Here is a 26,900-nt window from a genome sequence, read left to right on the forward strand (position 1 = left end):
CCATATAAAAAAGCCAAGAAAATCCAACCTTTACTTCAAATGAGAGCAGCAGTTATGAACTTGAAACATTCTCTGTTAGCCATTGCCATGTCTACCGTTTTTGTCAGCCAGGTCCAGGCAGCCGATGCTGCCAAGCAGGCTGTGGTCGACTCCCTCGCCAACAACCTGGTGGTCAAGTATGAAGTGGTCACCAACGACGGTGCCGGTGCCGGCCTCGATTGCCAGGCGCTCGGTTCCGAGTGGGCGAGCTGTGGCGTTGCCAAGCTGCACCTGACCAATACCGGTGCGGACGTGACCTCCAAAGACTGGAGCATCTACGTCTCCTCCATCCGTCGTATCCAGCGTGTGGATAACGACCAGTTCACCATCACTCACCTGACCGGCGATCTCTATCGTTTGACGCCAACCGAGAAGTTCCAGGGCTTTGCCAAGGATGCCACGGTCGAAGTGCCGCTGGTGGTGGAATACTGGGTACTGTTCGAATCTGACATCATGCCGAACTGGTATGTCGCCAGCGAAGGTGCCGAGCCGAAAGTACTGGCCAGCATGAGCAACATCAATGATGCCAGCACCTACGAGAAGCCGATGCCGGCTGATGGCTGGAAGCGTACCAAGGATGACAAGAACATCCTGATGAACAGCGAGACCCGTTTCGCGGCCAACCAGACCAGCACCCTGCTGCCGGCTGGCAAGATTGACAACCAGATCCTGCCGACCCCGATGAAGCAGGTAGTCAAAGCTGGTCCGCAGGTTGACTTCTCCACCATCAAACTCAATGCCTTGGACTTGCCGAGCGATCGCGCCGAGGCCCTGAAGGCTCAACTGACCAAGCTGGGTGTTACCCTCTCCGACACCGGCTACCCGGTGACCATCAAGCTCGGCAGCAAGCTCAAGCAGGCTGAAGGCTATGACATGACCATCGGTCAGAAGGGCACCGTGATCCAGGGTCGCGATATCGACGGGGCATTCTGGGGTGCACAATCCCTGATCTCCCTGCTGGGTGTTGATGACAAGCTGGTGAGCCCGATGACCGTCGAGGATGCGCCGCGCTTTGAATACCGTGGCATGCAGACCGACGTGGCCCGCCACTTCCGCAGTCTGGATACCATGAAGAAGCTGGTTGACCAGATGTCTGCCATGAAGCTCAACGTGCTGCACCTTGGCCTGACTAACGATGAAGGCTGGCGTCTGGAGATCCCGGGTCTGCCGGAGCTGACCCAGGTCGGTAGCCAGCGTTGCCACGACGAGTCCGAAACCAAGTGCCTGATGCCGCAACTGGGTTCCGGCCCGACCAGCGACAACCAGGGTTCCGGTTTCTACAGCAAGTCTGACTACGTGGATCTGGTGCGTTATGCCAAGGCCCGCGGTGTAACCGTGATCCCCGAGATCAACATGCCGGCCCACGCTCGTGCTGCCGTGGTCTCCATGGAAGCGCGCTACAAGCGTCTGATGGCGGAAGGCAAAGAAGCGGAAGCCAACCAGTTCCGTCTGACTGATCCGGCTGACACCTCCAATGTCACCTCCGTCCAGTTCTACGACAAGATGTCCTTCATCAACCCTTGCCAGCCGGGTGCTGCCACCTTCGTGGCCAAGGTAATGGATGAAGTTGCCCAGATGCACCAGGCCGCTGGTCAGCCGCTGACCGCATGGCACTACGGTGGTGATGAGGCGAAGAACATCATGCAGGGCGGTGGCTATCAGGATCCGGCCGTCACCAAGAAAGAAGAGCTGGTCGCCTGGAAAGGTAACGTCGACTCCAGCAAGCAGGACAAGCCGTTTGGCAAGTCACCGATGTGCCAGAAGATGATCGACGAAGGCAAGATCAAGGAAGTGGGCGAGCTGCCGGTTTACTTCGCCAAGGAAGTGGGCCAGATGGTCAAAGACCGCGGCTTCTCTACCCTGCAGGCGTGGGAAGATGGTCTGAAGTACGCCAGTGGTGCCAAGGACTTCGCCACCGACAACACCCGTGTCAACTTCTGGGAAACCCTCTACTGGGGTGGCTTCAACGAAGCGATGAAGTGGGCCCACAAGGGTTACCAAGTGGTGCTGTCCAACCCGGATTACCTCTACTTCGACTTCCCGAACGAAGTACACCCGGCCGAGCGTGGCTACTACTGGGCAACCCGTTTCAACGACACCCGCAAGGTGTTCGCCTTCGCCCCGGAAAACCTGCCGCAGAACGCCGAGACCTCGGTTGACCGCGACGGCAATGCCTTCGTGGCCAAGGGTGACCAGGATCCGGTCAAGTTCAAGGGGATCTCCGGTCAGCAGTGGAGTGAAACTGTGCGTACCGATGCTCAGTACGAGTACATGGTCTACCCGCGTATCTTCTCTGTGGCCGAGCGTGCCTGGCACAAAGGTGGCTTTGAGCTGAACTATGTGAAGGGTCGCGAGTTCTCCGGCGAGACCAAGTTCGTCAACAAGGCCACCCTCAACAAAGAGTGGAACCAGTTTGCCAACGTACTGGGTCAGCGCGTGCTGCCGAAGCTGGATCAGGCCGGTGTTGAATACCGCCTCTCCGTACCGGGTGCCAAGGTAGTGAACGGTGTGCTGGAAGCGAACGTGGATCTGCCGGGTCTGCCCATCCAGTACAGCCTGGACGGTACCAACTGGAGTGCCTATGACGCCGCGGCCAAGCCGAGCGTGAACGGCAAGGTCTACCTGCGTACCACCAGCTTCGATGGCAAACGCACCAGCCGTGTCACCGAACTGAACTGATAGCAGTCAACCGTTAACATGAGGTGGGTCGCAAGACCCGCCTTTCCCAAGGGCGATGGCGCATCGGATTTGGGAAAGGTTGACTGTGCGTGTGAGCCTTTGTTGTGTGTAATTGTCTGTTTTGTGTTTTTCATCACTTTCGGCCCCGCCTAGTGCGGGGCTTTTTTATGCATTTGGGGCGCAATGTGCAAAGCCACGCCGTTTTTAGCGGAGCAATGGCCGGGAAATGGCCCGGAAGTGCCAAATTCAGGTTGAGACAGCGCCCGTAATAAGGGATCATACCCGGCTTGACGGCGGGGGGATGAGGGTGCCAGCCGGCACAACTTCCGCCAGTGACGCTTTTTTGAGGTGAGCCATGAGTCAGGCGAACAGCCCAACTAACTTTATTCGTCAGATCATTGATGAAGATCTGGCCAGCGGTAAGCACAGCAGCGTGCATACCCGTTTTCCGCCCGAGCCGAACGGTTATCTCCATATCGGCCACGCCAAATCCATCTGCCTGAACTTCGGCATCGCCCGCGACTATCAGGGCCAGTGCAACCTGCGTTTCGATGACACCAACCCGGTGAAGGAAGATATCGAGTACGTAGAGTCCATCAAGCAGGACGTACAGTGGCTCGGCTTCCAGTGGAACGGCGAGATTTGCTACTCCTCCGACTATTTCGACAAGCTGCACGGCTACGCCATAGAGCTGATTGAAAAGGGTCTGGCCTATGTGGACGAGCTGACGCCCGAGCAGATGCGCGAGTACCGTGGCACCCTGACTGAAGCTGGCAAGAACAGCCCGTTCCGCGATCGCAGCGTGGAAGAGAACCTGGCGCTGTTTGCCAAGATGAAGAACGGCGAGTTCGCCGAAGGCACCGCCTGCCTGCGCGCCAAGATCGACATGGCATCTCCCTTCATGGTGATGCGTGATCCGGTTATTTACCGCATCAAGTTTGCCCACCACCACCAGACCGGTGACAAGTGGTGCATCTACCCGATGTATGACTTCACCCACTGCATCTCGGACGCGCTGGAAGGGATCACCCACTCCATCTGTACCCTGGAGTTCCAGGACAACCGTCGTCTGTACGACTGGGTGCTGGACAACATCACCATCGACTGCCACCCGCGTCAGTACGAGTTCTCTCGTCTGAACCTCGAATACACCGTCATGTCCAAGCGCAAGCTGAACCTGCTGGTGACCGAGAAGCACGTCGATGGTTGGGATGACCCGCGCATGCTGACCGTCTCCGGTCTGCGTCGCCGTGGTTACACTCCGGCCTCCATTCGCGAGTTCTGCAAGCGCATCGGCGTGACCAAGCAGGACAACATCGTCGAGATGAGCATGCTGGAAGCCTGCATCCGTGAAGACCTCAACGAGAATGCGCCGCGCGCCATGGCCGTGCTGCATCCGGTGAAAGTGGTCATCGAGAATCTGGCTGCCGACGAAGTGCTGACTGCCCCGGCCCACCCGAGCAATGCCGAGATGGGGACCCGCGAGCTGAACTTTACCCGTGAAATCTTCATCGACGAAGCGGACTTCAAAGAAGAGGCGAACAAGCAGTTCAAGCGTCTGGTGCTGGGCAAGGAAGTGCGTCTGCGCAATGCCTATGTGATCAAGGCCGAGCGCATCGAGAAAGATGCCGATGGCAAAGTCACCTGCATCTACTGCTCCTACGACCCCGAGACTCTGGGCAAGGATCCGGCCGATGGCCGCAAGGTGAAAGGGGTGATCCACTGGGTCAGCGCCACTCACTCCCTGCCAGCGGAAGTGCGTCTCTACGACCGTCTGTTCAAGGTGCCGAACCCGGGCGCCGAGGATGACTTCGAAGCCGCGCTGAACCCGGAATCTCTGGTGATCATCGAGGGGGCCCGTGTCGAGGCTTCGCTCAAGAACGCCAAGCCGGAGCAAGCTTACCAGTTCGAGCGTGAAGGTTACTTCTGCGCCGACAACAAGCTCTCCAGCCCGGAGCATCTGGTGTTCAACCGCACCGTTGCCCTGCGCGACTCCTGGGGCAAAGTCGAAGGCTAACTCAGTAGGGCAGGGGAGACCCTGCCCTGTGCGATGCCACGGCCTGCGCCGGACAATAAAAAAGCCAGCTGATGCTGGCTTTTTTATTGTCCATTATCTGCAAGTCGCAGGCGACTTATTCGTCGTGCTTGCACTCACCGGTAGCACAGTGACCGTAGAGGTAGAGGCTGTGATTGGTGAGACGGATATTGAATTTCTTGGCGATCTCGCGCTGACGCTGTTCGATCACCTCGTCGGAGAACTCGATCACCTTGCCGCAGTCGAGGCAAACCAGGTGGTCGTGGTGCTCCTGAGTGGCCAGCTCGAATACCGACTTGCCACCTTCGAAGTGGTGACGGGTAACGATACCGGCATCATCAAACTGGTTGAGAACGCGATAGACGGTAGCGAGACCAATCTCTTCACCCAGGTCGATCAGTCGTTTATAGAGATCTTCGGCGCTGGTGTGCTGGCAGTCCGGCTGTTGCAGGATTTCCAGGATTTTGACCCGGGGCAAGGTGATCTTGAGCCCGGCCTTTTTTAACGCTTGGTTGTTGTCTGCCATATTCTACTTATTCGCATTCTCGAAGGTGGGGTTATTCTGATGGACTGCCGCAGGAATGGCAACCTTGAACTCGCTTGGCCTGTCATTATAGGTCGTAGCCTCCCTAAAAATAAACCCAGCAATTCAAGGGGTTTAGCCATAAATGGCCGGTTGGATTGAAATAATCAATCGTGTCGTCCGACTTGCTGGCATGGCAGATGTTGATAAGATGTAACTTTCATATTTCTGGTCGGATGAGATCCATGGATTGGCTTTTTGACAATGCGGCCTGGGTGCGCCGCGCACTCAACGCTTGGCCCCCCTTCTGGGGCGCCGGTATCAAGATAGAGACCCTGAGCGATGACTTTCGCTACTGTCGGGTGACCCTGAAATCCCGCTGGTGGAACAAGAACGCCAACCGCACTCAGTTTGGCGGCAGCATGTTTGCCATGACGGACCCCATCTATCCGCTGATGCTTATGGGCTACTTCAAGAATCGCTATTACGTCTGGGACAAGGCGGGCAGCATCAACTACATCAAGCCGGGCAAGGGCAAGCTGGTGGCCGAGTTCAACCTGACCGAGGGCAAGTTGGCCGAAATCGTGGCGGCGACTGAAGGTGGCACCAAACACTTCCCCGAATTCGAGGTCACGGTACAGGACAAGAGCGGCGAACTGGTGGCGCAGGTCAAGCGTACCCTCTATGTGCGAGCCAAACCGGAGCACAGAGGTGAATAACAGGAGAGAATAAAGGCCGGTATCGCAACAAGCAGATACAACAAGGGCCCCGTCGGGGCCCTTGTTGTCAGAGGTATGAGGGGAAGCGGATTACTCCAGCTCGCCCAGGCACATCTCTTCGTGCAGCTGCTTGCACCAGCCCTTGACGCGCTCGGCGGTCAGCTCCGGCTGGCGATCTTCATCGATACCCAGACCGACAAAGTGCTTGTCATCGACCAGTGCCTTGGAGGCTTCGAACTCGTAGCCGGCAGTCGGCCAGTGACCGATGATGATGGCGCCTTTGGCTTCAACGATGTCGCGCAGGGTGCCCATGGCGTCGAGGAAGTACTCGGAATAGTCTTCCTGATCACCGCAACCGAAGATGGCGACCAGCTTGTTGGTGAAGTCGATTTCGCCCAGATCGGGGAAGAAGTCGTCCCAGTCGGCCTGTGCTTCGCCGTAGTACCAGGTCGGGATGCCGAACATCAGCAGATCGAAGTTCTCGATGTCGGCCTTGCTGCTCTTGGCGATGTCACGGACTTCAATCAGATTCTTGCCCAGCTCTTTCTGGATCATCTTGGCGACAGCTTCGGTGTTACCGGTATCGCTGCCAAAAAACAGACCTACACTTGCCATAGTGTTTAGTTACCCGTATTTGGTGTTAATGCTTGACGCTCAGACTGCAATATCCACCGCAAAGGCGGATTCAATCTGTTGCTTCAGGATAGATTGGATCAGCTCGGCTCGGCTGATGTTCTGTTGCAACGCAAGTTGGTTCAGGCGCTCCAGCAACTCGGCCTCTACCTTTAACTCTACCCGTTTCAGACCATTCTCCCGATCGCGCTTAAGCTGGTTACGCTTGTTGATCTTGAGCTGGGTCTCGCGGGGGAGTGGGTTGGTCTTTGGCCTGCCGGGGCGCTTCTCGTTTGCGAACAGATCCAGTGTTGTTCGATCAGTTTGCTGTTTGGCCATACATCACAGATGAAAATAAGTTAGCCGAGTCCTGAGCCTTCCCAGCCCAGTTCGATCAGCCCCTTGGCGACAAAACCCGCACAACCCAGAAACAGTACCAACCAGACGATAAAACGACCGAAACGGGGCACGTTGCCGCGTTTGAGCACGTCCTGAATGGCCAGGCCAATCAATATGAAAATGGCCACAAAGAATAACTTGAGGCCCAAACTTTCGATCAGGTCGATATGTTCACTTAGCATGGATTGCGCACACTCCTTATGACGGGCGCACTATATCACAAAGGATTTGAAACTGTTAACCGCCTGTCGACAGGAAATCCACAACCAATTTGTTGAACAGAGCCGGTTTTTCCGCGTGCAACCAGTGGCCGGTACCCGCGATGACACGCACCTTTGCCGCCGGGAATTGGGCCTGTGCCGTCTCGCTGTATTGGGGCTGCATATAGTCAGAATCCCCCCCTTTGATAAAGAGCACCGGCCCTTCGAAGCGATGCTCATCCGCTGGCCAGCCCATGATGTTGGCGTAGTTCCCCTCAAGAGCAGGCACATTGAAGCGCCAACCCCAGCCATGCTCGCCTCTGGCGAACGATTTGAGCAGGAACTGGCGTACCCCGGCGATCTCGATATGCTGCGCCAGCATGGCTTCCGCTTCACTGCGGCTTTGCGGCGGCGTGCGCAGTGTGGCGTTGAGTCCGGCAAAGACATTCTGGTGGCGGGAGTGGGGATAGGCGACCGGCGCCATGTCGGCCACCACCAGCTTGGTCACCCGCTCTGGCGCCAGCTTGGCGACCTGCATCGCCACCTTGCCGCCCATCGAGTGGCCAATCAGGGTCGCTTCGGCAATATTCAGCCGATCCATCAGGGTGAGGATATCGGCCGCTTGCGCCGGATAGCTCATCTCGCTGCTATGAAAGGAGGCGCCGTGGTTGCGCAGATCGACGCTGATGACCCGATAGTGTTCGCAGAGGGCTCGGGCCAGCAGGCCGAGGTTGTCGAGGCTGCCAAACAGGCCGTGGATCAGAATGACCGCCGGGCCCTGACCCTGCTCCTTGAAGTTCAATATGCTGTTTTGTTGCAAAATGACACCTTGTCGGTCGTGGGTGCGTATCGCTGTTTTATTTAACGCACTGGAAAGAAAAGGATTTCGTCCAATGGATTGGGATTTTATGTGGTTTTTTTTCTAAAAAATCCTGTCCGGATTGGCTATCAGTGCGGCTGATCACACACTTGGCCCGCTATTATGCCGTATTCTCGATGAGATTCATGTACATCTGCCAGCCCCTTGCTTGGGCTGTCGGGTTTGCCTATGTATAATCGCCGCATCCGAATTTCGACGAGTCCAGCGCATCCCTATGAAAACCATCGAGCTTGATGACGATCTCTACTTCTATATCGCCAGCCAGACCCGGCACATTGGTGAAAGTGCCTCCGATATCCTGCGCCGTCTGCTGGAACAGCCTGCTCACCAAGGTGTGCCGGTTGCTGAGCCTGTTGCCGTCGCGCAGCCCAGTGCGGTAGCCACCCGGCAAGGGCTGCAAGCCCTGCTCGATTCCGGTGAGCTGCAAAAGGAAGAGAAGTCCATCAACCGCTTTATGCTGGTGCTGAGTACCCTCTACCGGGATAACCCGGAAGGTTTTACCCAGGCCACCGAAATCAAGGGGCGCAAGCGCGTCTATTTCTCGCAGGATCCCGAGGCTCTGCGCGCCAGTGGCAGCACCACCAAGCCCAAGCCGGTACCGGAGACCCCGTTCTGGGTGATCACCAACACCAACACCAGCCGCAAGCAGAACATGGTGGCCCAGCTGATGGCCAGCATGGGCTATGGCGAAGAGGTGATCGCGCAGGTGTGTGGCGCCATTTAACGATTCTTCAAGACTCAGGCCTTGCCCGGCAAGGCCGCCATTACGCAAGGAAAACGCCATGGCTCAGCATTCCCACGCCGGTCAACCGGCCCGTTTAAGCGATCTGACCAACATCCCCCGTCTGGTCAGCGCCTACTACCTCAACAAGCCGGACATGAGCCGCCCCGAGCAGCGAGTTGCCTTCGGTACCTCCGGCCACCGTGGCAGTGCCTTGCACAGCGCCTTTACCGAATCCCATATTCTGGCGGTGACCCAGGCCCTGGTGGAGTATCGCCAGCAGGCCGGCATCACTGGCCCGCTGTTTGTCGGTATGGATACCCACGCCCTGTCCGAATCCGCTTTTGCCAGCGCCGTCGAAGTGCTGGCGGCCAACGGCGTCGAGACCCGCATTCAGGCTGGCCTCGGTTTTACCCCGACCCCGGTCATCTCTCACGCCATCTTGCGCTACAACTCTGGCAAAGAAGGGGCCAGCAAGCCTGTTGCCCGTGCCGACGGCGTGGTGATCACGCCGTCCCACAACCCGCCGGAAGATGGTGGCTTCAAGTACAACCCGCCCCATGGTGGCCCTGCCGAAGGGGAGATCACCAAGTGGGTGGAGGACCGCGCCAACGCCATTCTGGAAGCAGGTCTGGCCGGCGTGAAACGGATGCCGTTCGCCGAGGCCCTCAAGAGCCCGTTCGTGGTCGAGCACGACTATGTCACCCCCTATGTGGATGATCTGAAGAACGTGCTGGACATGGACGCCATCAAGAACGCGGGTATCAAGATCGGTGTCGATCCGCTGGGCGGCTCCGGCGTTGCTTACTGGGACGTTATCGCCAAGACCTACGGCCTGAACATCGAGGTGGTGAACTACAAGGTCGACCCGACCTTCTCCTTCATGACCCTGGATAAAGACGGCAAGATCCGGATGGACTGCTCCAGCCCGTTCGCCATGGCGAGCCTGATTGCCCTTAAAGACAAGTTCGACATCGCCCTTGGCAACGACCCTGACTACGACCGTCACGGTATCGTCACCAAGTCCGGCCTGATGAACCCGAACCACTATCTGGCGGTGGCGATCCAGTATCTGTTTACCCATCGCACCGGCTGGTCTGCCGATGCAGCCGTTGGCAAGACGCTGGTCTCCTCTTCCATGATCGACCGGGTTGCTGGCGAGATTGGCCGCACCCTGAAAGAGGTGCCGGTCGGCTTCAAGTGGTTCGTGGATGGCCTCTACAGCGGCGAGTTCGGCTTTGGCGGCGAGGAGAGCGCGGGCGCCTCCTTCCTGCGCAAAGATGGCACCGTCTGGACCACCGACAAGGATGGTTTCATTCTGGCGCTGCTGGCGGTGGAAATTCTGGCGGTGACCGGCAAGGATCCGCAGGCTCACTACGACGCACTGGAGGCGAAATTCGGCCGCTCCAGCTATCGCCGTATCGACGCCCCGGCCAACAGCGCCCAGAAAGCGGTGCTCTCCAAGCTGGATCCGGCACTGGTAGAAGCCTCCACCCTGGCGGGTGAGCCCATCATCGCCAAGCTGACCAAGGCGCCGGGCAACGATGCCGCCATCGGTGGTCTCAAGGTTGTCACCGAGAACGGCTGGTTCGCGGCGCGCCCCTCCGGCACCGAGTCCATCTACAAGATCTATATGGAGAGCTTCAAGGGCGACGCGCACCTCGACCTCATCCAGCAAGAGGCCCAGCAGATCGTCTCTGCTGCGCTGGCCAAAGCAGGCGTCTAAAACAGGTAGCCACCCTTGAGCCCCTGATGGGGTTGAACGTTGGATATAACAAAGGAGCCATGATGGCTCCTTTTTCATTGTCTGTTTTATGCCAGCGAGTTGTCAGCGTGCTGCCTTCACCGCCAGACCCAGCTGCCACACCGCCATGGCGTAGTGGGTGCTGTGGTTGTAGCGGGTGATGGTGTAGAAGTTGGGCAGGCCGTACCAGTATTGGTAGCCGGTGCCCACATCGAGGCGCAGCAGGCTCGACTCGCTGTGGTTGCCGAGGGTGCTGGTGGGCGTCAGCCCCGCGCGGCGCAGGGTGGCGACCGGGTAGCGGGTCTGAAAGCCATGCTCATAGCCGGGCAGTTGGCCCTGACCGCGCACCGCAACCGGTTGGCCTTTCTCCCAGCCGTGGGCCTTGAAGTAGTTGGCGACGCTGCCGATGGCATCCACCGGGTCCCACAGGTTGGTGTGGCCGTTGCCGTCAAAGTCCACCGCATAGCGCTGGAAGCTGGAGGGCATAAACTGGCCGTAGCCCATGGCGCCCGCATAGGAGCCCTTGGGTTCGGTGGGATCCATCCCCTCATCGCGGGTCATCACCAGGAAGGCTTCCAATTCGCTCGTGAAGAACTCGGCCCGGCGCGGGTAATCAAACGCCAGCGTGGCCAGTGCATCCAGAATGCGGGTCTTGCCCATCACTCGGCCCCAGCGGGTCTCGACCCCGATAATGCCGACGATGATCTCCGGCGGCACCCCGTAGATCTGCTCCGCCCGGTTCAGCTCGCTTGCGTATTCACGCCAGAAGTTGACGCCGTTCTGTACGTTGTCGGGGGTGATGAACTTGGCGCGATAGCGGTTCCAGGCACCGGTCGGGCCGGTGGGTTTGGCGGTGGTCGGTGCCTGGGCATCCATCAGGCGGATGATCCAGTCGTAACGCTCTGCCTGTGCCAGCACCTGATGCAGCTGGGCGTTGTCAAAACCGTGCTTCTCGACCATTTTCTGGACGAACCGGTCCACGTTGGGGCGATTGGCGAAGTCCCCCTTGCTAACCCCTTGTGTATAAACGGGTTTGCTCGATGGCGCCTGATTGATAAAGGCGCTCTTGGGTTGGGGGACGACCACGGGTTTTGGCGCGGGGGCGCTGCTGCAGCCACCGAGCAGGGGGAATAATGACAGAGTGAGAAGAGAGGCAAGGCGACGCATAGGGTTCTCAAAGAGACTGATAAAAGTGTCGCAATGGTAAAACATTGTCATCCCCGTGCAAGTGTTCCGTGCGCCTTGTTTGCCGCCACTTCATCGTGCGATGGATTAGCCCTCCGGTGAGGGCTGTGCTGTTTAGGGCTGGGGGGGACGCAGGGTGTGGTAGCCGCTCCAGAGTCGGGTCAGGGTGGTGATGGCGCAGAGCAGGGCAAAGCCGTAGGCGAGCGGGGCGAAGGCGGCGGGCCACAGGCACATCAGCACAAAGAGGGCGATGGTCTCGCTCCCCTCGGTGAGGCCGCCCAGATAGTAGAGGGATTTGTGGTGGTAGACCGGATTGTCGATCCCCCGCTTGCCCGCCATGATGGCAAACGCCAGAAAGCTCGAGCCGGTGCCCATAAAGGCAAACAGCAGGGTGGCGGCGGGCAGCGCATTGGCAGGGGCGGCGAGGGCAAAGCCCAGCACCACGGCGGCGTAGAAGATAAAATCCAGCGTGATGTCGAGAAAGCCGCCGCAGTCGGTGATGCCGGTTTCCCGTGCCACGGCGCCGTCGAGCCCGTCCAGCAGCCGGTTGAGCAGGATGGCCACAAGCGCCCATGAATAACAGCCAAAGGCCAGCAGCGGCAGCGCCAGCATGCCGATGGCAAAGCCGGTGAGGCTCACCTGATTGGCACTGATCCTGGCGCGACAGAGCGGCTTGGCAAGCTGGGTGAGGGGGCTGCGGATCACGGGGATCAGATGGCGATCAAACAAGGTGAACACTCCTCGGTTAACAGTGGCATTCGGTGAGGTTGAGTATGGTGCCCGGCGCGTCTTCCGCATCGTGGGTCACCAGAATGGCGGGAATGGCCAGCGCCTTGATCTGGGCGAACACCAGCTGGCGAAAGGCGGCCCGCAGCGGCTTGTCGAGGCGGGAGAAGGGCTCGTCCAGCAGCAGGGCGTCGGGTTCCGCCAACAGCGCCCGCAGCAGACTGACCCGCGCCCGCTGACCCCCTGACAGCAACTGCGGCAGCTTGTCAGCCTGATCCGCCAGCGCGACTTGTGCCAATGCGGTCAGTGCCTTTTCCCGCCGTGCGTGTTTTCCCTTGATGGTCGCAGGCATACCGAACATCAGGTTCTCCGCCACCGTCAAATGGTCGAACAGCAGGTCATCCTGAAACAGCATGCCGATGCGCCTCGCTTGCGCAGGCAAGGTGTTGAGTGGCCGCTCGCCGAGCCTTATCTCCCCCTCAAGCCGGATCGGGCCATTTTCTGTCTGCGCGCCCGGCAGTACTCCGGCCAGCCCTGCCAGTAGGGAACTTTTACCGCAACCGCTCGGCCCCATCAGGGTCAATACCTCGCCGGGGGCCACCTGCAGGGCAGGGAGCGAAAGCAGCAGATTTTCATCAAGGTAAAGTCGAAGAGGCGTGGTGCTCAGCATATGGCTGTTTCCATCATCAGAGTTCATCGTGAGCCGCCCCCCTTGAGCGCCGGATTGATCCGCGCCGGCAGCCAGAGTGCCAGCAGGTAGATAATGAGTGGCAACAGCAGTTGCAGCAGGCCGTATAGACCCGCCAGCCGCCGATTGAGGCCGCTGCCGATGGCCACCGCTTCGGTGGTGATGGTGACCACTCTGCCTGCGCCAAAGAGCAGGGTCGGCAGATACTGGGCCAGACTCACCGCCGCCCCGACGCCGAAGGCAAACAGCAGCGGGCGCGCCAGCAGCGGCGCTTTCACTTGCCACCAGGCTCGCCATGGCGTTGCCCCCAGCAGCAGGGCGCTCTGGGTGATCCGTGGATCGAACTGGCGATAGGGGCCGTGCAGACACAAATAGGCATAGGGAAAGACAAACAGCAGCTGGCTCCAGAGCACCCAGCCCCAGCCAATGCCGCTGCTTATCGAGTCATGTGCAAGCCAGTCCAGCCCGAGCCGGATGCCAAACAGCAGGCTCGCCTGCGGCAGCAACAGCGGCAGGCAGATAAGCCAGAGCGGCCAGGGGCGGCGGCCGGCTTGTGCCTCCAGACTCAGCACCGTCATCACCAGTGCAAGGATCCCGCTCGCCAGCGCCAGCAGTGCGCTGGTTGTCAGCAGCGGCGATAGAGTCGGCAGCAGTTCGAGCCAATAGCGGCCGCTCCACTGGCTGGGCCAGAGGGCGGGAAAGGGCCAGCGGCGCGCCAGCGACCAGAGCAGCAGGGCCGCCAGCACCGCCAGATTGAGGGTGATCAGAGTGAATGCAAAGCCCGCTGCGAGCCGGTTGGCAAAGGAATGGGGCGCCGACCGTTTGCCATCGAGCCAGCAGCCTTTGCCCACCTCTTGATGACACCACTCCAGTAATCTGAGCAGGGCGATCAACAGCGCGGTGATGGCTAGCAGCAGCAGGGCGCCGCTGGCGGTGGCGCCGCGCCAGAGCAGATCCGGGTCCTGATACCAGAGCCACAACCGCACCGCCAGCGGGGCGGGGGCATCGGGCCCGAGCAGTTGGGCGAGATCCACCACCGCCACACCGTAGGCCGCCACCGCATAGATGGGCAGGCGCAGGGCAGGCCAGAGCGCCGGCAGCAGCAGGCGCCACCAGGTCTGGGGGGCGCTAAAACCGAGGCTCGCCCCTAGCCACTGCTGGCGTGCCAGCAGGATGGGTTGCTGCGCGGCCATCGCCATCAGCAGCAAAAAGGGGGTCTCCTTGAAAACGAGCAGTGCAATCAGCCCGAGCCCCCAAGGGTCGCGGATGGTCTGCCAATCGGGGGGGAAATCAAACCCCGTCAGCGCTGGCGAGACGAGCCGCAGCAGCCAGCCAGAGGGGGCGAGCAGAAAGGCAAAGCCGATGGCAAAGGCGACGTGGGGCATGGCCAGCATGGGCGAGAGCAGGCGACGGAGCAGCCCGAAAGCCCGGCTGTTGCTGTGGGCCAGCAGCAGGGCGGTCAACAGCAGGCTACCGAGGGTCGAGGCGGCGCCAATCCACAGGCTCAGCGCAGCGGAGTGCCACAGGCCAGGCTGGGCCAGCAGCAAGGCAAGATGAGAGGTGGTCATCCCCTCCATCAGCAGTTGCCACAGCCCCGCCAGCAGAGGGATGACGAAGATCGCCAGATAAATGACCGCCATCCCAATACTCATAATGGGGTGGCGTGTCAACCGGCGCCACGGTCGGGAGCGGGAAAGCGGGTGACCAGCGGCACTCATCAGTGACCGTAACGCTCGGCCCAGGCCGCTTCCAGTTTGAGCTGCCAGCTGGGGTGAGGTTCGGCCACCGCTTTGAAGCGCAGCGCCGGTTGCCCTTTGGCGGAGTCAGGCAGCACATCGGCCCGCAGCACGCTGGGATCACCCCAGAAGGCCGGATTGGCCTTGCGCGCCTGCGCCGCCGGGCTCAGCAGGAAGTTGGCCACCACCTTGGCCCCCGCGCGGGCGTTGGCGTTAAAGGGGATGGCGAGAAAGTGGCTGTTGGTGAGCGCGCCTTTGCTCATGGCGACCGCCTCCACGCTGGGGGGCAGGGCGCCAATCTGGGCGGCACTTTGCGCCTCCTGCGGATTGAAGCTGATGGCCATGGCCAGTTCGCCATCATCGAGCAGTTGGCGGGTTTCGGCGGCGCTGGTGGGGAACAGTTTGCCCTTGCGCCAGAGCGCCGGGTGCAACTCATCGAGCCAGACCCAGAGCGGGGCGGTGAGCTTGGCAAAGTCGCTCTCGGTCGCCTCCCGATAGAGGGGGGCGGGATCCGGGGTCAACTCCAGCAAGATCTGTTTGAGAAAGCTGGAGCCATGAAACTGGGGCGGCTTGGGATAGGTGAAGCGACCGGGATGGGCCTTGGCCCACGCCAGCAGGGCTGCTGCCGAGGTGGGCGCTCTGGCGACCTCTTCGGTGTCGACCATCAGATTGAGCTGGCCGATGCCCCAGGGGGCTTCCAGCCCTTCAACCGGCAGGGTGAAGTCCTCACTCACCGGCAGGCTGCTGTCGACCAGTGCCATGTTGGGCAGCTCGGTGGTAAAGGGAGCGCCGAGCAGCCCCTGCTCCTTGAGCGCCTTGAAGTTCTCGCCGTTGACCCAGAGCAGATCGATGGGGCCGCCAGCCTGCTTGCCCGCCTGCTTGTTGGCCAGCAGCTGGCTGACGCTCTGGGCAATGTCATCCACCTTCACCTGCACCAGCTTGACCTGATAGTCGCGCGCCAGCTCCTGCCCGGCCCACACCAGATAGGCGTTGATCTCCGGGCTGCCGCCCCAGGCGTTGAAGTAGACGGTCTGCCCCTTCGCCTCCTCAAGGGTCCGTTGCCAGTTGTCAGCAGGAGTGGCTAACAGCGGGCCGCTGGCCAGCAGTGGCAGGGCGCACAGCAGGGCGTTTAGCCGCTGTTTGAGCCAAGAGTTGCGGTGCGAGTTGAGGTGTGAGCCGAGCAGTGAGAATGGCTTGAGCATAAACGTTTCCCTGATTGTCAGGCGCCACGGCGCCAGCGGTGATAACGGGCCAGCAACGCCAGCACCCGGGTGGGCTGGTGGGCCCGTTTCCATTCACCCGCCACATATTTGTTCCCCTCCATCAGGGTGGGGTAGGCGTGAATGGTGCCGAGGATCTTGCCAAGACCGAGGCGGTGACGCATGGCGAGCACAAATTCGGCGATCCGTTCACCGGCGTGAGTGCCCACTATGGTGGCGCCAAGGATAGTATCCTTGCCCGGCACGGTCAGCACCTCGACAAAACCGTGGCGCTCCCCATCGGCAATGGCTCTGTCCAGCTCAGCCAGCTCGAAGCGGGTCGCCTCGAAGGGAATCCCCTGCGCCTCGGCCTCCTTGCGATTGAGGCCGACCCGGGCAATCTCCGGCATGGTGTAGGTGGCCGCCGGAATGACCCGATAGTCGGCCCGAAAGCGTTTGAACTGGCCAAACAGGGCATTGACCGCCGCATACCAGGCCTGATGGGCGGCGAAGTGGGTGAACTGGTAAGGGCCCGCTACGTCTCCCACCGCCAGTATGCTGGGGAAGTTGGTGGCGAGGAAGCCATCGACCGCTATGGTGCCGCGGGGGGCAAGCTCGACTCCCAACTCTTCGAGCCCGAAGCCGCTCACATTGGCGATCCGACCCAGTGCCAGCAGCAGTTGATCCCCTTCCACCACCTGTGTCTCATCGCCCCGGCGCAGTTGCAGCCGGATGGGCAGATCCCCCTCGGTTGCGGGCAGATAGTCGGCTCGTTCGGCGCGCCAGCCGGTGAGTAGCTGCACGCCATCGCGGCTCATCTGCGCGGCCAGCGCATCGGCGACCGCTCGATCTTCGCGGGGCAGCAGTTGCTCCGAGAGTTCCACCAAGGTCACGGGAATGCCGAGCAGGGCGAAGCTCTGGGCCAGCTCGCAGCCGATAGGGCCACCGCCCAGCACCAGTAGGCGGCGCGGCGGGGTGCGCAGTTGCCAGAGGCTATCCGAGGTGAGGTAAGGCACCTGATCCAGCCCCGGCAGCTTGGGCACCAGCGGCCGGGCGCCGGTGGCGATAACGATATGGCGGCTGGCAAGGCGCTGGCCGTTAACCTCCACCTCCCAGGGAGAGACCAGCCGCGCCTCCCCTTCGATGCATTCCACTCCAAGCCCCTGATAGCGCTCTATGGAGTCGTGGGGCTCGACCTCCTTGATAACCTCAGCCACCCGCTCCATCACGGCGGCAAAATCGGCGCGGGAGTGGCTTGGGCTAAAGCCCAGCTCGTCGGCTTTACGCTGCTCTGCGGCAAAGCGGGCGCTTCGGATCAATGCCTTGGAGGGGACACAGCCGCTGTTGAGGCAATCGCCCCCCATCTTGTGTTTCTCGATGAGCGCCACCTTGGCCTTCACCGCTGCCGCGATATAGCTGGTGACCAGCCCACCTGCACCGGCACCGATCACCAGCAGGTTGTAGTCGTAGCGAGCGGGTTTGCGGTAGGGGGAGAGCAAGCGGCGCAGCGCGAGCTTGTCGGTCAATTTCTTGACCAGCCAGGGCATCAGCCCCAGCAGGGTCAACGCGACCATCAGGCCGGGGGAGAGGATATTGCCGGTGCTGGTTAACTGGCCAAGCTCGCTGCCCGCCAGCACATAGACGAAGGTGCCGGGCAGCATGCCAAGCTGGCTGACCCAGTAGTAGGTGCTGACTCTGATGGGGGTGAGCCCCATCAGCAGATTGACCAAAAAGAAGGGGAAGATGGGGATGAGGCGCAGGCTAAGCAGATAGAAGGCCCCCTCCTTCGCCATGCCGGACTGAAAGGTGGCCAGCTTGTCGCCAAAGCGCCGCTCGACCCAGTCGCGCAGCAGAAAGCGGGCGCTGAGAAAAGCCAGGGTTGCGCCTAGGGTGCTGGCGAAAGAGACCAGCAGTAGCCCCCAGCCGACGCCGAACACAGCGCTGCCACCCAGTGTGAGCAAGCTGGCGCCGGGTAGGGAGAGGGCGGTGCTCAGCACATAGATAAGCACGAACAGCAGGCTGGCCGAGACAAAGTGGCCGTCGACCCATTGCGCCACTGCCGCCTGCTGGGCCTGCAAGGCGTCCAGAGTGAGGTAACGGCCAAGATCGAGGGCAAAAAAGGTGCCGATAAGGCTCCCCATCACCAGTGCAAGCAGCAGGCGGGTCCGGTTCATCAGGCGTCCTTGCTGTCTGGCTGGGCAGGGCGTTCCGGTTGCACCGGCAGCTGGCAGAAGCCCTGCGGGGCGATATCGAGGGCGGCGTTGAACTTGGCCGACATGTTCTGGAAGGCGATGAGGCCGGTCAGCTCCACCATGGCGTCGTCGTCAAACCAGGGCTTGAGGCGGGCGGCCTGCTCATCGCTGACCCCATCGAGGCCAGTCATCGCTTCGGTATAGTCGAGCACCGCTTTTTCCCGCTCGTCAAACAAGGGGCTTTCGCGCCAGTTGGCCAGCGCCTCCACTTTCTCGCTGGAACCGGCTCTCTTTACCAAGGTCATGGCGTTGATGTCGACGCAAAAACGGCACCAGTTGAGCTGGGAGACCCGCACCGTCACCAGCGAGCGCAGCACGGGATCTATGGGGGAGCGCTTGCGGTTGATGACGCCATAGAGGGTGGCGACGGCGGCAAAGAGGCGCGGCGAGCGGCCCCAGCACTTGCCCGGAATAAGCACCTGACCATAGTTGCGCTTTTGCAGCCAGAAAAAGGGGCGGATAAACCAGGCATATTCCCGGTCGGGTTTGACCTCAACGCGCATCAGTTACCTTCTTGTTGTTTCACTCTTACGGTTTCAAATTGGGTTTGTAGGCCTGGCCGAGGCGCTCGTTCAGGCGGGTCAGGAAATCCTCGATCCGCGCCCGGTTGGTGCCCAGATCGCTTTGCCCCTGACGGGAGGCTGATCGCATATCGATGCGGGTCTCTTTGGGGCCGGCAAAGACCCGCAGCGCCACATCATCCTGAAAGCCGAACCAGCCGGTGGTAACCACTGCATCCAGACCGTCGGGGCTGGGTCGTACCTGCCAGCCCAGCTCCTGCATCAGCTCCTCAGCCTCAATAACCACCTCTTCGGGGGCAGTATGGGTAAAGAGAGGACCGGGATTTCTTTCAAATGCTTTCAGCGGGGCGTTATTAATTGGCAGCTCCTGCGCTGTTCTGAGCTCTGCCGCCCAGCGTAGCTGGGGGGGATTGTAGGGATCTGTGCTCACATCGTTGATCAGCGGCATGCGCAGCGCCTGTGCCACAAATGTCAGCGGCAGCAGCAGTGGCAAGACGCCAAGGCCGCTGGCGAAGCGGTTGCGGCTCCAGGGCAGGCGCACCAGCAAGATCAGGGAGACAAGGGCTCCGACGAGACAGATCGCAAAACCGATCCACCAGGGCCAGAGATGAAAGCGGCTGCCGAGGGCGCCAGCGAGCGGGAGTAACCAGGCCAGCAGGGGCCACAAGCAAGAGCGGGGCATAGCACGGGATCCATCGTCGAATGTGGACAATGCCGAGAAGGATAAACTTAATTACCTGATAACGTTAGTAAATTGATGAGAGTTTGGCGTGGTTTTGGTCAGTTTTGCGAGGGAGATGCAGAGGTCGGTGAAGCCCGCCTGAGGTGAGCTTCACCGAGAAGATGGTCAGTTGCGATGACTTAGTTGCGATAGAGCACTTTGATCAGATGAAAGCCGAACTTGGTGCGCACCGGCCCCAGCACCTTGAGCAGTTCACCCTTGAAGACGGCATCGTCAAATGCTTTCACCATATCTCCCTTGGAAAATTCTCCCAAATCGCCAAAACGCTTGCCTGAGGGACAGGTAGAGAAGCGCTTGGCCATCTGGCCGAAGTCGGCTCCCTTCTCGATCTTCTCCTTGATCTCCAGACACTGTTTTTCGGTCTTGACCAGAATGTGCTGGGCACAGGCTTTTTTCATCGGGGCGCTCCTGGGAGTGATGGCGAAGGTTGTTAACGCCAAGGGTGGTAGCAAATCGGGGCGCAAGAGTACCCCAATTTGCCACCGGCGTCAGCCATCACAGCCCGCCATTTACCGGCGCTCGTCAGCCCTGTTATTGGCGAGCGCGGGTGGCCAGCATGGCGCGGGGGCGCGCTTGCCAGATGATCTCCAGCCCGAGCAGGGCGTAGAGGCTCCAGATGGCCAGCGGATTGAGCCATTCACCCCCCAGTTGCAGGGTCATCAGGGCGCAACCTGCCAGCAGCAAGGTGATGCCCGGCAGCCGCAAGTGGACGGGCAGGGGGGCCAGCAGCGCCATCGCCAGCAAAATGCCGAGGCCAAACGGCAGGTTCAGGGCGGTAAAGGCCAGCGCCTGCTGGCCACTCATGCCGGTCAGCAGGGCCAGCAGGGCGCTGCAACAGGCGAGGAAGGTGATGAACTCGAGACGATCGGCAATATAGTCAGCCATCTGTTCGCTACGTGCATGCATGATGTGTCTCCTTCAGTTGATGGTTCAAGTGTGAGGGAGGGACGTTCGCAAAGGCAGCGGGATAATTCGATTGTGCTGAACGAGCAATTCTTAATCATCCGCTACGGCGGGCTTTGGCGTGTGCCGGGCCTGTTAAACGGTGAGGGTGGGGCTATGCCGACAAACTCTGTCGTGGTGGGTTTCTGGTTGCAAAGAGAGGAGGAGAGGTGACAAATGGTGCCTGATGGTGGGGTGAGCCTTATTCAGGGCAGATCAATTCGCTTCCATCGGGAAAGCGGGCGGCGTCATTGCCAGCAAAATGTGTGATTTGTGGTCAACCTCTTAAAAGATATGGTGAATTTGCCAATGGCGCCGCGCTGTCGCTGGCCGATGCCTATGTTAGGATAAGGTTCGCCATTTTTCTGGCGCGCATTTTTGTGTCACGGCCATGCACGGCATGGCGTGCTGCGCCGCATTCGGGGTTGGCCCGAAAGGGCGCTGGTTTCCTTCACCACAGATTCAGGAATATTGACCTTTGACAGGATGCATTTCATCCCTGCTGGCAGGGCGTTCACTGTCCGGCCCTGCGTTTCGCCGCGGCCTGCGGGTACTGGGTGTGGGCCTGTTGCTGTCGCTGCTGGCTTCGCCCGCGTTTGCCGCCAAGCTCACCTATCAGGTCAAGGGGTTGAAAGGGGAGAACAAGGATAACGTTGAAGCCTACCTCAATGCCCTGCCGGTCTATCAGGAGCGGCAATACCGCCCGGCCCGTGCAAAAATTACCGAGAGCGTGCAAAAGGCGCTGCAGGTTTATGGCTACTACCAGCCGAAAATCACCCTGAGTCGCGACAAGAAAACCCCGTCCAAAGTGGTGATTGAGGTGGACAAGGGGGAGCCGGTCATCGTCTCCCGCCTCGATATTCTGCTGGAGGGGGATGCGGGCAGCGACGAGCTTTACAGCGCCCTGCTGGACAAGTTGCCCCTCAAAGAGGGGGAGCCCCTCAATCACGCCAAATATGAATCCATCAAGGCGGATCTGGGCAGCCTCGGGCTGGCCCGCGGTTACTTTGATGCCAAGCTGAGCAAGAGTCAGGTCAAGGTGTTCCCGGACAAGGGGACGGCGGAGATCTTTATTCTGTTCGAATCGGGCCATCGCTACCGTTTTGGCGAGATCCGCTACGATGCCACCCCCGAAGCGCTTCACCTTATTCGCCCGCTTATCAACATCAAGAGCGGCGATCCCTATCTTGCCATCCGTCTGGCCGAGATGTCGCAGGATGTCTCCTCCACCAAGCTGTTCCGTCAGGTCGATATCAAGCCGGTATTGAGCGAGGCGAGCAACTATCGGGTGCCCATCGCGGTGACGCTGGATAACCGGGTCGATCACGAAATCGAGACCGGTATCGGTTATGCCACCGACGTAGGGCCGCGGATGAGTGCCACCTGGGAGAAGCCCTGGGTCAACCGCTACGGCCACCGCCTGTTTGCCACCGCCAAGGTGTCGGCGCCGGAGGCAGAGCTCAGCTTCGACTATCAGATCCCGGTGGGCAACCCGCTGCGGGACTACTACTCCATCCAGACCGGCTACCAGTACAAGGACAACAACGATACCCGCTCCGATCTCACTACCATCGGTGTGCACCGCTGGACGCGGCGGCCGGAGAGCTGGGATCGGGACGTCTTTATCCGCCTGGAGAACGAGATCTATACCCAGGGCGCCGACGAGGGGAACAGCTTGCTGCTGATCCCCGGGGTCTCCTGGTCCCGACTGCGGGTGCGCGGCACCCTGGTGCCCGATTGGGGGGATCGCCAGCAGCTGACGCTGGAGTTCTCCGATCCCAGATGGGGTTCCGACATCAGCTTTATGCGGGTGTGGGGGCGCAGCAAGTGGCTGCGTACCCTCGGCGATAACCACAGATTCCTGATGCGGGCAGAGCAGGGGGCCATTATAGGTGACAGCTTCTCGCTGGTGCCGCCGTCTTTGCGCTTCTTTACCGGTGGCGATCAGACAGTGCGCGGCTTTGGTTACGAGAGCATCTCCCCCACCGGGCCGGATGGCAAGCTGACCGGTGGCCGCTACACCAGCGTGGCCAGTCTGGAATACAACTACCGCTTCAGCGAGAAGTGGCTGGGGGCCATGTTTGTGGATGGCGGTACCTCCACCACCGATTACAGCGAGCCCTGGAAAATAGGTACCGGCGTCGGTGTGCGCTGGGTCACCCCCATCGGTCAGGTCAGGCTGGATCTGGCGGTCGGGGTATCGGAGGAGGACAAGCCCTTGCGGCTGCATTTCGCATTGGGGCCTGAATTATGATGTTGTCTAAACGCTTTTTTCTTTGGCCGCTGCGGCTGTATCTTGCGCGGGGGTCTGCATTGTGATCTGGCTAAAACGCATCTTTCTCTGGCTGATGGGGCTGGTGTTCCTGCTGCTCATCGGCGTCAGCCTGCTGGGCTTTACCCATCAGGGCAACAAGTGGTTGTGGCAACAGGCCAAGGGGGCGCTGCCTTCTCTCAAGGGGGAGCTGGTGGCCGGTCAGCTTGGCTATGGCTGGACCCTGGAAGGGGTGGGCTGGCAGGATGAGCTGGTGGATGTCACGGTGGATCGCGCCGTGCTCGACTGGGATCTCGGCAAGTTGCTGCAGGGCAAACTCTGGATCAAATCGCTTGAAGTGACTCATCCGGTGGTGAAGGTGGCCGACTCGGAGCCTGCACCGGAAGAGCCTTCCGAACCCTTTGTCTGGCGCCCGCTGCCACTCAAAATTCAGGTCGACAGCCTCAAGGTGGCCGATCTCGATCTGGCGGTGCCCGGTGTTGCCGTGACCCTGGGGTCCCTCGATATCGGCGCCACCCTCAACCGCAAGGGGCTGATTGTACGCGGCCCGGTGCTTGATAACCTGACGGTGACGCTGGATGACGCGGCACCCGCCAGCGCAGCCAAATCTGCCAAGCAGCCAGCCGCTAACGAGAAGCAAGCCGGTGCTGCGGTGGCGCGCAACGACAAGGCCAGCGCCGAGACAGCCAAACAGGGCAAAGGGGCGCCAGCTGCAAATACGGCAAAGGCTGCCCCCATTCTCCTGCCCGCCATTCATCTTCCTTTCCCCATCAAGCTGGAAGGGGTCAGCGCGACCCGGGTGCAATATAAGCAGGGCGAGTTGATCGAAGGGCTCGACAGGTTGCTGCTGTCGGCCACTGCTGCCGACGATCGCATCGAGGTGCGCGAGCTCTCGCTGCGCCACGCCATGGCCGATCTGGCGCTCAATGGCCACATTCAGCTAAGTGATGACTACCCGCTGGCGGTGACGCTGGATGCCAAGGCCCGCAAGGGACTGCTGGATGGCGAGCTGCAAGGGGAGCAGGCCACGCTGGCGCTGAGCGGTTCGGTCGGCAAGCTGGGGTTGGCGTTGTCGGCCAAGGGGCCGGTCGCCGCCAATCTCAGGGGCTCGCTGGCCGCCCTCGACCCGGATCTCCCTTTTGATCTGGCCCTCGACTGGAAGAGCCTCGGCTGGCCATTTCATAAGCCTGCCAAAGATGAGCCGAGCTATCGGCTGGACAAAGGGAGCCTGACTGCCAAGGGCAAGCTCTCCGGCTACCAGTTTGCCCTCAATACCTCCGGCAAGGGGACCGATGTGCCCCCCTTCAAGCTTGCGCTGGACGGGAAGGGGGATCTGGAGCGGCTCAGCAAGATCGCCTTGCAGCTCAATGCCCTCAAGGGGGAGCTCAAGCTCGATGGCAAGCTCGCCTGGAACAAGGGGATCGAGTGGCAGGGAACCACCATGTTCAAGGGGATCAATCCGGCCGAGCTGCTGCCCGAGCTGAAAGGGACGCTGGCCGGTGAGCTGGAGAGCCGTTTCGTGATGAACGAAGCGGGCCACTGGGAGCTGAAACTGCCCAAGCTCAAGGTGGATGGCAAACTCAACCAGTACCCGCTGGCCCTCAAGGGGGAGCTTAGCGGCAACGACAAGATGGAGTGGCTGATCCCGGCGCTCTCGCTGCAAAGTGGCCCCAACCAGTTGCAGGCCAAGGGCAGTATCAGCAGCGCCCAGTGGAGGCTCGATGCCAACCTGCAGGCTCCCCAGCTGGGGGGCATCTATCCTGGCCTGAAAGGGGATATCAAGGGACAGGTGAAGGTCAGTGGCAATCAGCAGACGCCAAAAATCGATGCGGATCTGGCCTCCGACCGGCTCTACTATGCCGGCACCGACCTGAAGGGCATTAGTCTCAAGGGCAATGCGGTGATCGGCGCCAAACCGGCCGGTGAGCTCGCGTTGTTGGTGGCGCAGCTGAAACAGGGGGATACCAAGCTCAGCCAGCTGGCCCTGAACCTCAGCGGCGATATCAGTCAGCATCTGTTGACCCTGACCATGAAGGGTGACCCTGTTGCCGCCAACCTCAAACTGGGTGGCGGCGTGCGCGGGGATCACTGGCGCGGGGCGCTCTCCGAGTTGCGGCTGAAAACCCCGCTGCGCCGTTGGGACTTGAGCTCCCCCTGGGCACTGGATCTCGATCTGCCGCGTCAGCGGCTGGCGATGGGGGATCTCTGCCTCGGCTCCCAGGGGGCCAGCCTCTGCGTCAAGGGGAGTCAGGTTTCCGCTTCCCAGGGGACTCTGGAGTTTGCCCTGAGCGAGTTTGATCTCAAGCGGCTGCGCCCCTGGTTGCCTGACAACTTCCGCTGGCAGGCGATGCTCTCGGCCGATGGCCGCGCCAGCTGGCGTGGCAATCAGCCGACCCTGCATGCGGTGGTGCGTACCACACCGGGCACTTTTGTGGCAGATGGTCTCAAGACTGATTATCAGCAGCTGGCTCTGGCCCTGGATTTCGAGCGGCAGCAGGCGGCCATTCGCCTCGATTTTGCCTCCAAGCAGATCGGCAATATCGATACCGATCTGCTGATCAGGGAGCCTGCCGGTCGCGGTCTGCTCGGCGGTCAGCTCAAGTTTGACGACCTCAAGCTTAATACCTTTGCGCCGCTCATCCCTGAGGTGCGCTCCCTGCAAGGGATCATCTCCGCCGATGCCCGCTTCGACGGCACCCTGGCGGCGCCCCTGCTGTTTGGCCAGCTCAACCTGCGTGACGGTGAAGTGCAGACTCACTCCGACATGGTGACCCTGACCAAGCTGGTGACCCGCCTCAAGATCGAGGGCAACCGCGCCGAGCTCGATGGCTCCATGCTGGTGGGCAAGGGGCCGCTGGCGTTGGGCGGCTGGCTCAGTTGGGCCAAGATGCCGGTCAGCGGCAGTCTCACCATTCAGGGTAAGGATCTGGAGGCGCAATATCCGGGCATGGGCCGGGTCAGAGTCTCGCCCGATATCGCGGTGTCGCTGGGGGAGGAGACCCGGATTACCGGTCAGGTGGATATTCCCTGGGCGCGCATTCTGGTCAAGAGTCTGCCGGATTCGGCGGTGGCGGTCTCCGACGATGTGACTGTGGTCTATGACGATCTGCCCCCTGCTCCCAAGCAGGCAAGTCTGCCGCTGGCGATGAAGGTGGCGATCCGCCTTGGCAACGATGTTAAGCTCGATGCCATGGGGTTGAAGACAGATGTCTCCGGCGGTCTCAATATCCGTCAGGATCCCGAGAAACCGCTGGCAGGCAACGGCCAGCTGGTGCTGACCAACGGCCGCTTCAAGGCCTATGGTCAGAACCTCATCATCAAGGAGGGGCGGATCCTCTTCTCCGGTCCGCTGGATCGGCCCTTCCTCAACATCGAGGCCAACCGGGATCCCGATACCATAGAAGGTCAGGTGACGGTCGGGGTGCGGGTGACCGGCCCTGCCAGCAAGCCTGAAATCACTGTCTACTCCGAGCCGCAGATGGCGCAGTCGGAACAGCTCTCCTATCTGCTGCGCGGCAAAGGGTTGCAGACCGGCGGTGAGGATGGCGGTTTCAACGGCCTGCTGGTGGCCGGTGCGGTGAGTCAGGCCAACGGCGTGGTGTCGAGCATCGGCGAGTCGCTCGGGATGAGCGATGTCTCCCTCGATACCGCGGGCAGTGGTGACAACACCCAGGTGACGCTGTCGGCCTATCTGCTGCCGGGCTTGCAGTTCCAGTACGGGGTCGGGGTCTTCAGCCCCATCGCCGAATTCAAGCTGCGCTACGAGGTATTGCCACGGCTCTATCTGCAGGCGATGAGCGGGGTGGCTCAGGCGGTCGATATCTTCTATCGCTTTACTCTGTAACGCTTTATCCCGTAACAGGGCTGATATGAACGTAAACGGGAGGCGCATGCCTCCCGTTTTTTTATTGCGCGATCGGCTGCAGGTAAATGGCGATAAGGGACTGGAGGGCAGAGGAATTACGGACTAGGCAGACCAGAAATGCGAAAACCCGGCGCTAGGCCGGGTTTTCTGAATGATGGTGGAGGGAGAAGGATTCGAACCTTCGAAGGCAGAGCCGTCAGATTTACAGTCTGATCCCTTTG

General features: G+C 60.6%; 22 protein-coding genes. 7 read left to right on the plus strand and 15 right to left on the minus strand.

The genetic code is table 11. From position 1 onward, the window contains the following. Positions 1-54: 54 nt before the first annotated feature. Positions 55-2,718 (plus strand): beta-N-acetylhexosaminidase, encoded by a 2,664-nt coding sequence (locus G5168_RS10605; protein WP_005334304.1) that lies wholly within the window; start codon positions 55-57, stop codon positions 2,716-2,718. A gap of 355 nt (positions 2,719-3,073) precedes the next feature. Continuing rightward, positions 3,074-4,735, plus strand: a complete 1,662-nt coding sequence (gene glnS, locus G5168_RS10610; RefSeq protein WP_005350535.1) for a glutamine--tRNA ligase — start codon at positions 3,074-3,076, stop codon at positions 4,733-4,735. A gap of 115 nt (positions 4,736-4,850) precedes the next feature. Here the strand turns inward: glnS and fur are convergent, their stop codons facing one another. Further along, positions 4,851-5,279: a ferric iron uptake transcriptional regulator gene (fur, locus tag G5168_RS10615; RefSeq protein ID WP_005334301.1), complete on the minus strand. Its 429-nt coding sequence runs from the start codon at positions 5,277-5,279 to the stop codon at positions 4,851-4,853. Positions 5,280-5,521: 242 nt separating this feature from the next. On the opposite strand from fur, the gene G5168_RS10620 reads away from it, so the two are divergent. Next, entirely contained in the window at positions 5,522-5,995 is a 474-nt protein-coding gene (locus G5168_RS10620) for a DUF4442 domain-containing protein (protein WP_227340874.1), read from the plus strand. Positions 5,996-6,085: 90 nt separating this feature from the next. Here the strand turns inward: G5168_RS10620 and fldA are convergent, their stop codons facing one another. Genes fldA through G5168_RS10640 form a run of 4 tightly spaced genes read right to left on the minus strand, consistent with a single transcriptional unit; the run spans position 6,086 to position 8,026 of the window. After that, positions 6,086-6,610: a flavodoxin FldA gene (gene fldA / locus G5168_RS10625; RefSeq protein ID WP_005344430.1), complete on the minus strand. Its 525-nt coding sequence runs from the start codon at positions 6,608-6,610 to the stop codon at positions 6,086-6,088. 39 nt (positions 6,611-6,649) lie between these two features. Next, positions 6,650-6,946: a LexA regulated protein gene (ybfE, locus tag G5168_RS10630; protein WP_005334297.1), complete on the minus strand. Its 297-nt coding sequence runs from the start codon at positions 6,944-6,946 to the stop codon at positions 6,650-6,652. Between the two features lie 20 nt (positions 6,947-6,966). Further along, on the minus strand, positions 6,967-7,188 hold the full coding sequence (locus G5168_RS10635) for a DUF2788 domain-containing protein (RefSeq protein ID WP_005334296.1): 222 nt from the start codon (positions 7,186-7,188) through the stop codon (positions 6,967-6,969). A gap of 55 nt (positions 7,189-7,243) precedes the next feature. Then, entirely contained in the window at positions 7,244-8,026 is a 783-nt protein-coding gene (locus tag G5168_RS10640) for an alpha/beta fold hydrolase (protein ID WP_421252184.1), read from the minus strand. Between the two features lie 274 nt (positions 8,027-8,300). On the opposite strand from G5168_RS10640, the gene seqA reads away from it, so the two are divergent. Continuing rightward, positions 8,301-8,810, plus strand: a complete 510-nt coding sequence (gene seqA / locus G5168_RS10645; protein ID WP_180343400.1) for a replication initiation negative regulator SeqA — start codon at positions 8,301-8,303, stop codon at positions 8,808-8,810. A gap of 58 nt (positions 8,811-8,868) precedes the next feature. Beyond that, positions 8,869-10,533, plus strand: coding sequence for a phosphoglucomutase (alpha-D-glucose-1,6-bisphosphate-dependent) (gene pgm / locus G5168_RS10650; RefSeq protein WP_421252185.1), 1,665 nt, complete (start codon positions 8,869-8,871; stop codon positions 10,531-10,533). Positions 10,534-10,635: 102 nt separating this feature from the next. On the opposite strand, the gene mltB is transcribed toward pgm, so the two are convergent. The 10 genes from mltB to G5168_RS10700 all read right to left on the minus strand — a co-directional run bounded on the left by mltB (position 10,636) and on the right by G5168_RS10700 (position 20,506). Continuing rightward, the gene (mltB, locus tag G5168_RS10655; protein ID WP_058056184.1) at positions 10,636-11,718 is read right to left on the minus strand and encodes a lytic murein transglycosylase B; all 1,083 of its coding nucleotides are present in this window, start codon (positions 11,716-11,718) and stop codon (positions 10,636-10,638) included. 132 nt (positions 11,719-11,850) lie between these two features. Beyond that, the gene (locus G5168_RS10660; RefSeq protein ID WP_421252186.1) at positions 11,851-12,465 is read right to left on the minus strand and encodes a CDP-alcohol phosphatidyltransferase family protein; all 615 of its coding nucleotides are present in this window, start codon (positions 12,463-12,465) and stop codon (positions 11,851-11,853) included. A 16-nt stretch (positions 12,466-12,481) separates the two neighbouring features. After that, positions 12,482-13,132 (minus strand): ATP-binding cassette domain-containing protein, encoded by a 651-nt coding sequence (locus G5168_RS10665; protein ID WP_058056015.1) that lies wholly within the window; start codon positions 13,130-13,132, stop codon positions 12,482-12,484. Positions 13,133-13,155: 23 nt separating this feature from the next. Further along, positions 13,156-14,790 carry an ABC transporter permease gene (locus G5168_RS10670; RefSeq protein WP_141108850.1) on the minus strand — a complete coding sequence of 545 codons (1,635 nt, stop codon included), beginning with the start codon at positions 14,788-14,790 and terminating at the stop codon, positions 13,156-13,158. A 77-nt stretch (positions 14,791-14,867) separates the two neighbouring features. Beyond that, positions 14,868-16,088 carry an ABC transporter substrate-binding protein gene (locus tag G5168_RS10675; protein WP_421252187.1) on the minus strand — a complete coding sequence of 407 codons (1,221 nt, stop codon included), beginning with the start codon at positions 16,086-16,088 and terminating at the stop codon, positions 14,868-14,870. A gap of 17 nt (positions 16,089-16,105) precedes the next feature. Next, positions 16,106-18,259 (minus strand): FAD-dependent oxidoreductase, encoded by a 2,154-nt coding sequence (locus tag G5168_RS10680; RefSeq protein WP_421252188.1) that lies wholly within the window; start codon positions 18,257-18,259, stop codon positions 16,106-16,108. Then, positions 18,259-18,840, minus strand: coding sequence for a carboxymuconolactone decarboxylase family protein (locus tag G5168_RS10685; protein ID WP_021231092.1), 582 nt, complete (start codon positions 18,838-18,840; stop codon positions 18,259-18,261). Before G5168_RS10685 ends, G5168_RS10680 begins: the two co-directional genes overlap by 1 nt. A gap of 25 nt (positions 18,841-18,865) precedes the next feature. Further along, the gene (locus G5168_RS10690; protein ID WP_201945503.1) at positions 18,866-19,540 is read right to left on the minus strand and encodes a DUF1499 domain-containing protein; all 675 of its coding nucleotides are present in this window, start codon (positions 19,538-19,540) and stop codon (positions 18,866-18,868) included. 179 nt (positions 19,541-19,719) lie between these two features. Beyond that, entirely contained in the window at positions 19,720-19,998 is a 279-nt protein-coding gene (locus G5168_RS10695) for a peptidylprolyl isomerase (RefSeq protein WP_040066119.1), read from the minus strand. A 133-nt stretch (positions 19,999-20,131) separates the two neighbouring features. Beyond that, positions 20,132-20,506: a hypothetical protein gene (locus G5168_RS10700; RefSeq protein WP_042052698.1), complete on the minus strand. Its 375-nt coding sequence runs from the start codon at positions 20,504-20,506 to the stop codon at positions 20,132-20,134. Positions 20,507-21,020: 514 nt separating this feature from the next. On the opposite strand from G5168_RS10700, the gene G5168_RS10705 reads away from it, so the two are divergent. Continuing rightward, on the plus strand, positions 21,021-22,796 hold the full coding sequence (locus G5168_RS10705) for an autotransporter assembly complex protein TamA (protein ID WP_005334265.1): 1,776 nt from the start codon (positions 21,021-21,023) through the stop codon (positions 22,794-22,796). Between the two features lie 61 nt (positions 22,797-22,857). Beyond that, positions 22,858-26,658 (plus strand): translocation/assembly module TamB domain-containing protein, encoded by a 3,801-nt coding sequence (locus G5168_RS10710; RefSeq protein WP_421252189.1) that lies wholly within the window; start codon positions 22,858-22,860, stop codon positions 26,656-26,658. Positions 26,659-26,900: the final 242 nt, after the last annotated feature.

The sequence above is a fragment of the Aeromonas sp. 600724 genome, from assembly GCF_049175135.1.
GTDB lineage: Bacteria > Pseudomonadota > Gammaproteobacteria > Enterobacterales > Aeromonadaceae > Aeromonas > Aeromonas veronii_A.